The sequence below is a fragment of the Flavobacterium sp. MAHUQ-57 genome (assembly GCF_051908335.1).
Lineage (GTDB): Bacteria > Bacteroidota > Bacteroidia > Flavobacteriales > Flavobacteriaceae > Flavobacterium.
Map to the genome: position 1 here is coordinate 666080 of NZ_JBPZTE010000006.1, position 13743 is coordinate 679822.

At 35.1% G+C, this 13743-nt stretch carries 10 protein-coding genes; 8 read left to right on the forward strand and 2 right to left on the reverse strand.

All coding sequences use genetic code 11. The features are described 5' to 3' along the window. The first annotated feature begins 37 nt into the window (after nucleotides 1-37). The 3 genes from ACS8MM_RS03365 to ACS8MM_RS03375 are packed head-to-tail and all read left to right on the forward strand — an operon-like array spanning nucleotide 38 to nucleotide 1457. Entirely contained in the window at nucleotides 38-580 is a 543-nt protein-coding gene (locus ACS8MM_RS03365) for an RNA polymerase sigma factor (RefSeq protein ID WP_379713022.1), read from the forward strand. Nucleotides 581-610: 30 nt separating this feature from the next. Further along, on the forward strand, nucleotides 611-1000 hold the full coding sequence (locus ACS8MM_RS03370) for a hypothetical protein (protein WP_379713024.1): 390 nt from the start codon (nucleotides 611-613) through the stop codon (nucleotides 998-1000). A gap of 1 nt (nucleotide 1001) precedes the next feature. After that, a complete protein-coding gene (locus ACS8MM_RS03375; protein ID WP_379713026.1) occupies nucleotides 1002-1457 on the forward strand; it encodes a sensor of ECF-type sigma factor in 456 nt (151 codons plus the stop codon). Nucleotides 1458-1486: 29 nt separating this feature from the next. On the opposite strand, the gene ACS8MM_RS03380 is transcribed toward ACS8MM_RS03375, so the two are convergent. Next, entirely contained in the window at nucleotides 1487-2542 is a 1056-nt protein-coding gene (locus ACS8MM_RS03380) for a WD40/YVTN/BNR-like repeat-containing protein (protein WP_379713028.1), read from the reverse strand. Between the two features lie 112 nt (nucleotides 2543-2654). Here ACS8MM_RS03380 and ACS8MM_RS03385 point away from each other — a divergent pair, with 112 nt between their 5' ends. From ACS8MM_RS03385 to ACS8MM_RS03395, 3 genes are all read left to right on the forward strand, one after another. Then, nucleotides 2655-4628 carry a KUP/HAK/KT family potassium transporter gene (locus ACS8MM_RS03385; RefSeq protein WP_379713030.1) on the forward strand — a complete coding sequence of 658 codons (1974 nt, stop codon included), beginning with the start codon at nucleotides 2655-2657 and terminating at the stop codon, nucleotides 4626-4628. Further along, complete coding sequence (locus tag ACS8MM_RS03390) at nucleotides 4629-5492, forward strand: bestrophin family protein (protein ID WP_379713032.1); 864 nt, start codon at nucleotides 4629-4631, stop codon at nucleotides 5490-5492. Nucleotides 5493-5605: 113 nt separating this feature from the next. Beyond that, nucleotides 5606-5893, forward strand: a complete 288-nt coding sequence (locus tag ACS8MM_RS03395; RefSeq protein ID WP_379713034.1) for a hypothetical protein — start codon at nucleotides 5606-5608, stop codon at nucleotides 5891-5893. Nucleotides 5894-5917: 24 nt separating this feature from the next. Here ACS8MM_RS03395 and ACS8MM_RS03400 read toward each other — a convergent pair whose 3' ends face one another. Next, nucleotides 5918-7897, reverse strand: coding sequence for an endonuclease (locus ACS8MM_RS03400; protein WP_379713036.1), 1980 nt, complete (start codon nucleotides 7895-7897; stop codon nucleotides 5918-5920). A gap of 179 nt (nucleotides 7898-8076) precedes the next feature. On the opposite strand from ACS8MM_RS03400, the gene ACS8MM_RS03405 reads away from it, so the two are divergent. Both ACS8MM_RS03405 and ACS8MM_RS03410 read left to right on the forward strand, forming a co-directional pair. After that, nucleotides 8077-10908 (forward strand): aminopeptidase, encoded by a 2832-nt coding sequence (locus ACS8MM_RS03405; RefSeq protein ID WP_379713038.1) that lies wholly within the window; start codon nucleotides 8077-8079, stop codon nucleotides 10906-10908. Nucleotides 10909-11090: 182 nt separating this feature from the next. After that, the gene (locus tag ACS8MM_RS03410) at nucleotides 11091-13493 is read left to right on the forward strand and encodes an alpha-ketoacid dehydrogenase subunit alpha/beta (RefSeq protein WP_379713040.1); all 2403 of its coding nucleotides are present in this window, start codon (nucleotides 11091-11093) and stop codon (nucleotides 13491-13493) included. The last annotated feature ends 250 nt before the right edge of the window (nucleotides 13494-13743 follow it).

A 13743-nucleotide genomic window follows, 5' to 3' on the forward strand; every position in this document is an offset into this window, starting at 1 on the left:
TTTCAATATCTTTAGTCTTATCAGAAAATCAGTCAAATTGCAGGACGAAAAAATATTCATAGCCGAATTATTAAATCCCAAAACGCAGAACGAAGCGTTTCGAAAATTGGTACGCGAATACCAGCGTCCGCTGTATAGTCACATTCGGAATATGGTTTTAAGTCACGATGACGCAGATGATGTTTTACAAAATACGTTCGTAAAAGTTTTTCAAAATCTCAAATCATTCAAAGGAGAAAGCAAATTGTATTCATGGGTGTATCGAATTGCAACAAATGAAGCCATTACTTTTATCAATACAAGAGCAAAAAAAAGTGGTATTTCGAGTAGCGAACTGAAAGACAGTTTGATTAACAAACTGGAAGCTGATGTGGATTATGACGGTAATGAAATTCAATTAAAACTACAAAAAGCAGTAGCTACATTACCCGAAAAACAGCAATTGGTTTTTAAAATGAAATACTTTGAAGAAATGAAATATGAGGAAATGTCGGAAGTATTAGAGACATCGGTTGGCGCTCTAAAAGCATCTTATTTCCATGCTGTTAAAAAAATCGAAGAATTTTTAAATTCCAATTAAACCTTTTACTATTAATTTTGTCTTACGAATATGAAGAAGTTTGATTTACATAACGATCCAAAAATTGAAAGCGGTTTTACAATCCCAGACAATTACTTTGATACCTTCGAAGAACGATTGATACAACAACTTCCGTTTGAAGAAAATAACACCAAAGTAATTCAATTGTGGCAACGAAAATCATTTTGGATATCGAGTGTTGCTGCGGTTTTCCTACTCAGCTTTGGTATTTGGACTTATTTTGCGCAAACGAATGCAAACACTATAATTTCATCAAGTGAGTATTTGGCCTATGAAAATGATTTAACCACTGAAGATATTGCTGAACATTTGACCGACGAAGATATTGCTTCCTTAGAAAATGAAATGCAGCTTTATGATACCAAAACAGAAACCTACATCAACGAATATTTGAATTAAAATGAAAAAAATATATACACTACTTTTATTATTAGCAACACTTGTAACTTATAGTCAAGATGCAGAAGATCGAATTGAGCGAATCAAAGCGCTCCGAATAGCCTATATTTCAGATAAGTTACAACTGACTCCGGATGAAGCTCAGAAATTCTGGCCTATTTTCAATCAGTTTGATGATAGACAATCTGAATTACAGAAGCAAAAGCGACAATTAATGATGAAACTGCGTCCGGAAAATGCGAGTACGCTTTCAGAAAAAGAATCAGCAAAACTGATGGAAGAAGACGAGCGTCTGGAAAATGACATTCAAAATAGCCGCCGACAGTTGGTTAAGGAATTACAAGGAGTTATTCCAAACCAAAAAATATTAATGCTACGTCAGATTGAAGTAGAATTCAAACAAAAACTATTGAAGCAAATTCAAAAACGCAGGGAAGGCGGAAGATTTAGAAGATAAAAAAAAGAGTCGTTTGACTCTTTTTTTATTTACTGAAATGTCAATTTTACAATTCTGTTTTTACCTGTAGCAATAGCCGATTTATTGTCTATACATCGTATCGTCAAAAAATCTGTATCCTTACTCAATTGCTTCCATTTAGTTCCACCGTCACGTGAATAGAATACACCATTTGCACCAACTTGAATGATGGCTTTACCATTACTTTTTGGCAAATATTGAATACAGGAAGCATATCCAAAGGCTTGATTTTCCGCAACCAATTGCCAAGTTTTGCCTCCATCGGTAGTAATCGCTTTATTTTTAAAATTTTGTTCCAACTTCTGATAATTTCCGCCCGCAATGATACCCGTTTTTTCATCATAAAAATCAGCACAAAAGGCACCAGTCATCGCTTCGCCTTGCACTATAGGTGTATTGTACGTTGACCAATTGTTACCTTTATCTTCAGAAACCGAAACTCTAGATTTCTTCCCTCCAGATACCATAAACATAGAATTTCCTCTTAAAATCAAATTGGTATTACTGGCGGCAAAAAAAGCTTCTCCATCTTCAAATTTTGGCAAGTTATCGCAGGAAACTTTTTGCCAAGTTTCACCACCGTCAGAGGTTTTGATAAATGAAGGGCAATTTTCGGTTGGATCACCAATAGCAAAACCTTCCCTATCATTTAAAAACTGCATACTGTCGTAAAATACTTTTGGATGTTTTTCTTCGTATACCAGTTTGATTTCTTTAGTTTCCTTATCAATACGATAGAGCAATGCCGGATTCGCTACTGTGAGTATAAAAATATATTTTTTGGTTTGTGCGCTGCTTCTAAATTCCAATTTCAAATTCTCACGTTCGATAAGTCCATTATATTTATCATTTGGATTTTTCAAATCAATTGCTCCAAACTTTCCAAAGTTTCCTGCGTACCAAACCTTTTCATTATCGATAAGAATTGCTCTTGAACTTACCTTCTCATTCAAAATTGTATCAATACGGACGCTAGTAAATTTGGGGTTAGCCATATAGCTCTTATCAGCTGAACAAGAGAGAGTTAAAAAGACAATAAACAATATAATGATTCCTTTTTTCATTTTATAACGAACTAATTAACAATATTTTGTAAAATTAGGTTTATAATTTTTAAATAAAAAGACTTTAGGATTCTTAAAATGTTATAATTTTGGTGTTTTAAATCAAATTTTAATGAGTTCTTCAAATCATCACGATCTTCATAGTAAGTTCACTTTTGCAGGAGTTTTAATCACATTAGGAATTATTTATGGAGACATTGGAACATCGCCTTTGTACGTAATGAAAGCCATAATAGGTACGCATGCTATTGCAACAGACGTTGTTCTTGGCGGTATTTCTGCTATTTTCTGGACACTTACTTTACAGACCACTCTAAAATATGTTATCATAACCCTTTCGGCAGATAACAACGGCGAAGGTGGAATTTTTGCACTTTATGCATTGGTTAGACGTACTAAAATAAAATGGTTAATTGTACCTGCCATTATTGGTGGATCGGCACTGTTGGCAGATGGTATCATTACTCCTCCTATTTCTGTATCTTCGGCAGTGGAAGGATTGAAGACCTATTATCCAGAACTTAATACAGTTCCAATTGTAATTGCCATTTTGTGTGTATTGTTTATCATTCAGCAATTCGGAACCAGTTTAGTAGGTAAGTTTTTTGCGCCAATGATGACGATTTGGTTCGGTATGTTAGCGGTATTGGGCGTTATCCAAATTAGTCATAATACTGATGTTTTGTGTGCTGTTAATCCTTACTATGCGATTCACTTATTAAAAATACATCCTGAAGGATTTTATGTTTTAGGCTTTGTTTTCTTATGTACAACGGGAGCTGAGGCCTTGTATTCCGACATGGGACATTGTGGAAGAAAAAACATTCGTATCAGTTGGATTTTTGTAAAAGTTGCTTTGTTATTGAACTATTTCGGGCAAGGTGCTTACTTAATCAAACACGAAGGTGAAGTATTGACAAGCATCAATGCGAACAATGTGAATCCGTTTTATTTTATCATGCCGGATTGGTTTTTACCTTTCGGAATCGTAATTGCAACAATGGCTGCAGTTATTGCTTCCCAGGCTTTAATCTCGGGATCATTTACATTGATCAATGAAGCTATGCGTTTGAGTTTTTGGCCAAAAGTTACCATTAAATACCCAACCGATTTAAAAGGACAATTGTACATTCCTTCGATTAACTGGTTATTATTAGCAGGCTGTATTGGAATTGTATTGTACTTCAAAGAATCGGGTAAAATGGAAGCAGCATATGGTTTGGCAATCGTATTATGTATGATTATGACTACCTTATTATTGATGTATTACATGGTAATGAAACGCATTGCTAGTTATATCATTATCCCTATCATTTTATTGTATTTAGCAATTGAATTCAGTTTCTTAGTTGCTTGTTTGGATAAATTCGCTCATGGTGGATATGTTACTTTAATCATTGCATCAGTATTGATATTCGTAATGACCATTTGGCATACGGCAAAACGTATCAGTAAAGAATATACGAAAATTGTAAAAATTGACCATTACAAAAAAGTATTGGCCGAGTTAAGTGTGGATCTTACCATCCCGAAATATGCTACACATTTAGTATATATGACGAATGCCAACCGTGTTGATGAAATAGAAGAGAAAGTGATGTACTCGATCTTACAAAAAAGACCGAAAAGAGCAGATATGTATTGGTTCATTCACGTGAATGTAACTAACGAACCGTATAGAAAAGAATACAAAGTAACCGAAATTTTGAAAGACGATTTGTATCGAATAGATTTCAATCTTGGTTTCAGGGAACCTACCAAAATCAATTTGATGTTCAAAGAAGTAATCAAAGACATGGTAGCGAAGGGAGAAGTAGATATCACTAGCCGTTACGAATCGTTACATAAGAATAACATTATTGGTGACTTTAAATTTGTACTTTCTGAGAAATTCCTTTCGTATGACAGCTTTATGAGTTATTATGAGAAGTTCATTATGAACGCGTATTTCTTCTTCAAGAAATTCTCATTATCTGAGGAAAGAGCTTTCGGTTTAGATAGTAGTTCTGTAAAAGTGGAAAAATTCCCAATGGTACTTCATGCACCGGAGAAAATTGAAATGACTAGAGTTTATAGACAAGAATAGATGATTTCATATAATACGAAAGACTGGTTTACCTTTATTTTTAAATTCCACAAAGCAGATACTTTCAGAGCATTATTGCCTTTGATTATTAGCATTGCTATTTATTGTGGTGTTATTGCATATCTCGAGATTGAGTATTTTAAATTAGCAGAAACAAGTCATGTAAAGAACATTACCATAATGCACAGCATGCTGGGTTTTGTGATTTCATTGTTGTTGGTTTTTAGAACGAATACTGCTTACGACCGTTGGTGGGAAGGAAGAAAACAATGGGGAGCGTTAGTAAATAATTGTCGGAATTTAGCGGTAAAATTATCAGGAATTTTAGAAACTAAAGAAGACAAACTATTTTTCAGAAAAACCATTCCTTATTATGCGTATGCATTGAATTTGCATTTGAAAGACGAACAAATAAGTCAGGAGCTTTTTGAAGAATTCAATATCAATGTTGAGCACAAGAAGCACAAACCGAATCAGATTGTTAAGTTACTTTTCAAAAAGCTGAATGAACTGAAAAAGCAGGGAAAAATAACCGACGAACAGTTGTTGATTTTAAATCCTGAAATTACCGCATTACTTGATATTTGCGGAGCATGTGAGCGTATCAAAAACACTCCTATTCCGTTTTCTTATAGTGTCTTTTTGAAGAAGTTCATTTTCTTTTATGTCATGACCTTACCCTTTGGATATGTTTTCAGTTTAGGGTATTATACTATTCCTGTCGTTATTTTCATTTTCTATGTTTTGGCGAGTTTGGAATTAATTGCTGAAGAAATTGAAGATCCTTTCGGGAATGATGAAAATGACTTACCGACAGAAAGAATAGCGGAAAACATTAAGAAAAATATTGAAGAGATTTTGTAAAAATTCCAAGATAAAAATTCCAAATTCTAATTGATAAAAGAAAATCCTTTTTTGTACTGAGAAAATTTCTTTGTGCAGGAAGGGATTTTCTTTTGGCAGGAAGGAGTTTCAACTTGACAGGAAGAAATTCCAACTTGACAGAAGCAAGATTCTATTGGTCAGGAACAAATTCCAACTTGACAGAAGCAAGATTCTATTTGTCAGGAGCTAATTTTCATTTGACAGGAACAAATTCCAACTTGACAGGAGCAAGAATCCTTTTGACAGAAGCAAGAATTCTTTTGACAGAAGCAAGAATTCTTTTGACAGAAGCAAAAATCCTTTTGACAGGAGTTCATTTTCTTTTGGCAGTTATATCATTTACCAAAAAAGAAAGAGCCCCGAAAGATCAGGACTCTTAGTATTCAAATTTCACAAAAACAGTACTATCTAACGATTAACTTTTTAACGATTGCTTTATTGGCTTCGGTAACTTTCACCATATAAATCCCGCTTGACAAGTTCAAATTTAGTTGAGCATCCGGAGTGTATTCGCCTTCAAACATTTTCATGCCCGAAATCGAATAAATTTCAACTGTAGCGATTTCTTTCAATCCGCTGATAGAGATAACATCTTTGGCAGGATTTGGATATACGCTTACCTTCCAAGTTGATCCAAAATCATCATTCGAAAGAGACGAATACCAGGTTTCCCCTACTCTACTTCCGAAAACGAAATCGGCCAGCAAAGGATAATCCACGAAAGGGTTTCTATTTCTTTGCCAATTGTAGATTACATTATTATGATTCATTTCAAAATCATCGGCTTTATCAGTAGCATTCCAAGTTAGCAATGTTGACAAATCACCAATATTTCCAGTTGGTTCACCAGGAAAACCATTCACAACATTCAAACCGTTGTAACGTACCGCCATATAAAATAAAGATCGTGCCACATCACCTCTCCAGCTACCTGAAGTACCGGCAGGACCGTTATAATCGTCGGTACCTGTTGGGTCTACCCCATAATTTTTATTATTTCGTGCTGTATTTTCCTGACTGTCTTCGGCACGCAAATGATGACCATCGGCACCACCAGCCATAATATCATTGGCATCAGTACTAGTCCATACATCGATACCATCGTTCGGCAACATATCGTCTAAGAAGAAATTTCCTCGGGACTGACAGTAAATATGTTCACGATTCCACTTTCCGACACCACTAGGTCCAGATTGTTGGTCCAATTTTGATCTTGGTTGTTCAACATACATTAACCAAACCTGACTGCTGTTTAGAGGATTTTGATCGGCTTCTTTCAACATATCCCAAACTTCAGCATAGTTATGTTCTCTCACCACCGCCGGATTCGCAATAATGTCTTGAATAGCCTGTTTGAGTTGGTTACCCGATTTACCTTCCAACGAATCATAATAACCTGCCGGAGTTAAATTGGGACACAAACCGTACGTTGGAGCGTTGGGTGGTCCCCAAGGCTTGATCTCATAATCGTTGTCATGAATTCGTACTTCAATATTATCATTTGATTTAGTATATCCATTCGGTAATGCACCCAATTTAATAATTAAGGTTTCATCGCCTTCATTGATGGCATCATCGACCAAAGCAACAACTCGGCTTACCGAATTGGCACCCACTGGAATTGTTACATTTAGATTGGCAGTATAATCTGCAGTAGTGAAACTTCCATTTGCTAATGTATACGTAAAATCAAGATTAGAACCTGTAACATTTGAAGTCAACGAAAATTGAATGGTAAAGCTATTGGGTTCGGTTTGCTCACCGGTAGGAGAAATCGTTACAGTCATTGTATTGAAAACGACACCCGATCCATCGTTAGGAACATCTGGAGTTGGTGTTTTAGTTTCGTAAGTACCATCCTCTTTTCTCTGAATTGAATTCACATCACTTGGACTAGCAGCACTAATGTATTCATCATAAGCGATTGAAACCCCCAGTGCAGTCATGAGACTCGTTGGATTCGCATCGTTTGTTTTATGTACCAAAGCATCGATCAGATTGTTTGTATTGGCCACGGTAGTTCCGTTGATAAAATCGGAAGGATTACCCAAATATAAACCCACAGCATCAGGGCCGTTTTGAATAGTATTATTATTGATTACACGATCCGGTGACGGGCTTACTGCCGAATTACCGAGAGTGACGATACCATTAACATCTGTGGTAAGACCATCCAAATCTAATGACATGTAGGCTGTATCTGCGTTACCTGCATTAAAAAAGACCAAAACATAACCATCGAGAGAAAAATTAGGTGTGGTGCTTTTCAGTTCAATAAATTCTAAGACATCAGTACTAGGCGTATCGGCATCCAATTCATTGATAACCACCTGACCGAAAGACACATTACAAAAAAGTAATAAGAAGAGTATTTTTTTCACCATATCCTTTAAATTTGGGAAGAGCAATTTAGACAAAAGCAAAGATTTAGCGTATTAATTACCGTTAAATTATCAATAAATCACAACTACAACGTTGTAGTTGTAAAATTCATCAGAAAACACTTATATTTTTTATGACTGTTATCTGCATTTTTAATGTTACATTGCATTTATTTTGAAAATTGAAGATTAGCCTAACTAAAATATACTTTATACTACTTGTACTGAATTCGGTTATTGGATTGAGTCAACAAAATGTGAACGCTGTTTTGACATTAGACAGTGAAACAGGACATTTACTCGTTGTACAGGATATAGCCTTTGTCAATACCTCTGAAAAACCCATTGACCATTTGATTATAAATGATTGGAATCATGCGTATTCGGATAAAGATTCCCATTTAGGGCGAAGATTTTCCGATGAGTTTTCCAGAAATTTTCATCTTTCCAGAGAACGCGAGAGAGGTTTTACGACCATCAAAACGATTAGTATCAACAATACAGAAACATTTTGGAGAAGAGTAAATAATCAAATTGATTTAATAGAAATTCCGTTACAACAAAAATTAAATCCAGCGGAGGCGGTAAACATCCATTTGGAATATATTCTTAAACTTCCTGAAGCTAAGTTTACCAGATACGGCATTGACAAAGGGAATTACTATCTGAAGGATTTTTTGCTGAATATCGCACGCATTGATACAAATGGGAATTCGGTCCAATATAGCAATGAAAACATCGATGATGCATCGTACGAGAAAACAGATTTAGCCCGATTAAAATTAGTAGTACCTATAGAATATGTAGCCTCTACTAATTTAACTTTATTATCAGAAAACAATACGACACAAAAAGAATTGCTATTCGAAGGTCAGTACTTAAACGACATTCAAATAATCATTGAAAAAAAGAAAACATTTGAATCCTACCGAAATGAGAAAGCAGAAGTAGAAACCAATCTGTACGATTCCAAAATTACGGAATATCAAAAAGCACTAATTATAGACAAAGTCATCAATTTTACGGCAGCGAATTTAGGCGAAACACTCCCATCGAAATTCCTTATAACCCAAGCCGAATATGACAGAAATCCCTTTTACGGTCTAAATCAGCTACCTAATTTTCTGAGTCCGTTTCCAAATTCCTTTCTTTTTGAGCTCAAATTCCTAAAAACCTACACCGGAAATTATTTACGTCAAAATTTGAATATTGATTTCAGGAAAGATCATCATCTTTTCGACGCCATTCAAACCTATTTACTGATGACTTACATTGAAGAGAACTATCCTGATTTGAAGTTATTGGGCGGTTTGGGTCAGCTCAAAATCATAAAAGGTTACCAGGTTGCCAAAGCCAATTTCAATGACCAATACCAATTACTTTATATGCTTATGGCCCGAAAAAATTTGGATCAGAGCCTTGTGACCTCTAAAGAAAACCTTGTCAAATTTAACGAGCAAATAGCCAATAAATACAAAGCCGGTATTGCTTATTCGTTTCTAAGAAAATATTTAAGAAATAATGGTGTTGAGGCAGGTTTCAAAGCATTTTTTAACGTAAACAAACAACAAAAAACTACTGCCGAAGATTTTAAAGTACAACTGACAAAAAATGCGGGTGCAGATATTACTTGGTTCTTTGACAACATTGTTACAGCTCCAGACCAGATTGATGTTACCTTTGGCGAAGTCAAAAAAAACGGAGATGATCTTACAGTTGAAGTACAAAACAAAACCCATTTGGCGGTTCCGTTTTCTTTATCGGGATTTAAAAAACGAAAGAAAGTATTTGAACAGTGGTATTCGCCCACAGCATCGGATACCACCATCACTATACAAAACACAGATGTTGACAAAATCATCTTAAATCATAAAAATGATATTCCTGAAATCAATAACCGTAATAACTTCAAGTCATTGAAAGGTTTTTTCAGTCTCAACAAACCTATTAAGTTTTCTTTCCTGAAAGACATTGAAAATCCGGCCTATTTTCAAATTTTTTATGTTCCCGAAATTGGATTCAATGTATATGATGGTGCCATCGTTTCGTTGAGTTTCAACAATAAAGCGCTCATTGAAAAACCTTTTTCATTTACGGTTAGTCCAAGTTTTTCAACCAATACAGGTTCGGTTACCGGTTTTGGTATTGCGAATTTTACACAACAAAGAAAAAATTCCGATCTGTTTCAAATACGCTATTCATTAGGTAGTGCCTATTTTCATTACATCCAAGATGCCAGTTATTTAAGAGTAACACCGTCTGTCTTATTTAAATTTAGAAATAATGACAATTTAAGAGATAACTTCTGGCAGAGCATTAGTTTGAGACAAGTAACGGTAAGCAAAGAATCCAGTCCATTATTGGTTAATGATTTGAATCCGTTACACTATTCGGTGTTTGATCTCAGATATGGAATTGGTGACGGTGAAACAGCCAAAACCTATAGCCTTTCGGGTAATTTACAATTTTCGGATCAATTTGGAAAGTTTACTATTGAAGGTATCTATCGAAAACTTTTTGAAAACAATTACCAACTTGGGTTACGTTTTTATACGGGTACATTCTTATACAAAAGAACAACAACCGATTACTTCAATTTTGCACTAGACAGACCCAAAGATTATTTGTTTGACTACCAATATTATGGGCGTTCGGAGAATTCAGGGATTTTCAGTCAACAGATCATACTTGCCGAAGGAGGCTTCAAGTCAAAATTCATTAATCCATACGCCAATCAATGGATTTCAACAGTAAATACTACTTCCTCGATTTGGAAATGGATACAATTGTACGGAGATGCAGGATTTTATAAAAATAAAGGCAGTAAAGCCCAATTTGTTTATGATAGCGGAATTCATTTCAATCTAGTACCCGATTATTTTGAGTTGTTTTTTCCATTATATTCATCCAACGGATTTGAACCGTGTCAAAACAATTATCCTCAGAAAATCAGATTTATGGCTACATTAAATCCAAAAACGCTAATAAATCTTTTTACCAGAAAATGGTTTTAATAGTTAAAAAAACACACCGTTTATTAAATATAATTTAACAAATAGCTGTTTTTTATTGAATTATTAAAATAAAACCTTTTATATAAACATTCTTTATAAGAATTATTCAATTACTTTTTTTTCAGTAAGATTAGAATATATCGTGTTTTTGTTTAAATTTGTCGTAATTACATGTACACAATATGATACAAGTGGAAGATAAAAAAGATTTGACTTTTGAAGATTTCAAAACAGAAGTAATCAACGATTATAAAGTTGCAAGAATTAGTCGCGAATGTAGTCTTTTGGGAAGAAAAGAGGTACTTACCGGAAAGGCGAAATTCGGAATTTTTGGCGATGGTAAAGAAGTGCCACAGTTGGCTTTGGCCAAAGCATTTCAAAATGGTGATTTCCGTTCCGGATATTACCGTGACCAAACCTTTATGATGGCCATTGGAGCAATGACAATCGAGCAGTTTTTTGCTGGTTTATATGGTCACACCGACTTGAACTTTGACCCTATGAGTGCCGGTCGTCAAATGGGCGGACATTTTGCTACGCATTCATTGGATGAAAAAGGAAACTGGAAAAATCTTACCCAACAAAAAAATTCAAGTGCTGATATCTCTCCTACTGCTGGGCAAATGCCTCGTTTGTTGGGATTGGCTCAGGCATCCAAAATATTCAGAAATGTAGAAGGCATTGACCAGACCAATTTCTCCGATAAAGGAAATGAAGTCGCATGGGGAACTATCGGAAATGCATCGACATCGGAAGGTTTATTCTTTGAAACGATTAATGCTGCCGGTGTTTTACAAGTGCCAATGGTTATGAGTGTTTGGGATGACGAATATGGTATTTCCGTACACGCCCGTCATCAAACCACCAAAGAAAATATTTCTGAAATCTTAAAAGGATTCCAACGTGATGAAGAGAATAACGGTTATGAGATTATGACCGTTAAAGGATGGGATTATCCGGCTTTAGTGGAAACCTATCAAAAAGCTTCTGCTGTTGCCAGAGCCGAGCATGTTCCGGTATTGATTCATGTGGATGAATTAACACAACCTCAGGGTCACTCTACATCAGGTTCTCATGAGCGTTATAAAAATGCAGAACGATTAGCATGGGAGGCTGAATTTGACTGTTTGGCTCAGATGCGCAAATGGTTATTGGAAAATAATTTAGCTACTGTAGAAGAGTTAGAAGAAATTGATACCCAGGCTAAAAAAGACGTTTTAGAAGGTAAAAAAGCGGCTTGGATTAATTTTACGACTCCAATCAAAGAAGAAAGAGACGAATTAGTTGCGTTGTTGAATTCAGTAGCAGCTTCTTCAGACAATAAAATATTTATTGAAAAATATGCTGCAGACTTAGCAGCTGTCAAAGAGCCTATTCGTAAAGATTTGATTACTTTGGCACGTAAAGTATTACGCATGATTGTTAAAGAAAGTGGAAAAGCAACTTTGGCATCATGGATTACAGCCTATACAGAAAAAATTCAGCCTAAATTCAGTTCTCACCTATTTTCACAATCTGAAAACAACATTTTTTCTGTTGCGGAAGTAGCACCAACCTATGATGAAACTGCTGAAGAAGTAGATGCTCGTTTGGTTTTAAGAGATAATTTCGATGCCTTATTTTCTAAATACCCGGAAACATTAATTTTCGGTGAAGATTCAGGAAACATTGGAGATGTGAATCAAGGTTTGGAAGGAATGCAGGAAAAATACGGAGAATTCCGTGTTGCCGATGCCGGTATTCGTGAAGCTACGATTTTAGGTCAAGGAATTGGAATGGCTATGCGCGGTTTACGTCCAATTGCTGAAATTCAATATTTAGACTATTTATTGTACGCAATTCAAATCATGAGTGATGATTTAGCTACGTTACAATATAGAACAGCAGGTCGCCAGAAAGCACCATTAATTATCAGAACACGAGGACATCGTTTGGAAGGAATCTGGCATTCAGGTTCACCAATGGGTATGATTATTAATGCTATTCGCGGAATTCATGTTTTAGTTCCTAGAAATATGACCAAAGCAGCCGGTTTTTACAATACATTATTAGAAACTGACGAACCAGCCTTAATTGTTGAATGTCTGAACGGATATCGTTTAAAAGAAAAAATGCCTACCAATTTAGGTGAATTTAAAACGCCAATTGGTGTTGTTGAAACCATCAAAGAAGGTTCTGATATTACTTTAGTTTCTTACGGTTCAACTTTACGCTTAGTGGAGCAAGCTGCTAAAGAATTATTAGAGGTAGGAATTGATGCTGAAATCATTGATATCCAGTCGTTGTTACCATTTGATATTAATCATGATATTGTAAAATCTTTGGCCAAAACTAACCGATTATTAGTGATTGACGAAGACGTTCCGGGAGGAGCTTCAGCATTCCTATTACAACAAATTATCGACGAGCAAAAAGGATACAAATATCTTGACAGTCAACCAGAAACATTGGCTGCGAAAGCACATCGCCCAGCATATGGAACAGACGGAGATTATTTTTCTAAACCTTCTACAGAAGATATATTTGAAAAAGTATATGCTATGATGCACGAAAGCAACCCTTCCAAATATCCTAGTTTATACTAAAGACTTCAAATAACATTTTTTAAAATCTTAGCTAAACACTTCATGAATAGCTAAGATTTTTTATTTATAATCCACTCTGCTTTAACACTTTATACGGCAAAACCTTACAACAAGTAACCCATAATGAATTAATTTTAAGTTGGGTAAGTTACAATTCACATTACATTTATCTCGCAAGTATCATAATAATGTGTTTTTATGATCACTTATGCGCCTTATTAAAAAATCAGCATTCTTATATCGTAATATA

Excerpts from the sequence above, each read along its gene's own strand:
- ACS8MM_RS03370 (WP_379713024.1), top strand. The coding sequence starts at position 611 with ATGAAGAAGTTTGATTTACATAACGATCCAAAAATTGAAAGCGGTTTT.
- ACS8MM_RS03375 (WP_379713026.1), top strand. The coding sequence starts at position 1,002 with ATGAAAAAAATATATACACTACTTTTATTATTAGCAACACTTGTAACT.
- ACS8MM_RS03380 (WP_379713028.1), bottom strand. The coding sequence starts at position 2,542 with ATGAAAAAAGGAATCATTATATTGTTTATTGTCTTTTTAACTCTCTCT.
- ACS8MM_RS03385 (WP_379713030.1), top strand. The coding sequence starts at position 2,655 with ATGAGTTCTTCAAATCATCACGATCTTCATAGTAAGTTCACTTTTGCA.
- ACS8MM_RS03390 (WP_379713032.1), top strand. The coding sequence starts at position 4,629 with ATGATTTCATATAATACGAAAGACTGGTTTACCTTTATTTTTAAATTC.
- ACS8MM_RS03400 (WP_379713036.1), bottom strand. The coding sequence starts at position 7,897 with ATGGTGAAAAAAATACTCTTCTTATTACTTTTTTGTAATGTGTCTTTC.
- ACS8MM_RS03410 (WP_379713040.1), top strand. The coding sequence starts at position 11,091 with ATGATACAAGTGGAAGATAAAAAAGATTTGACTTTTGAAGATTTCAAA.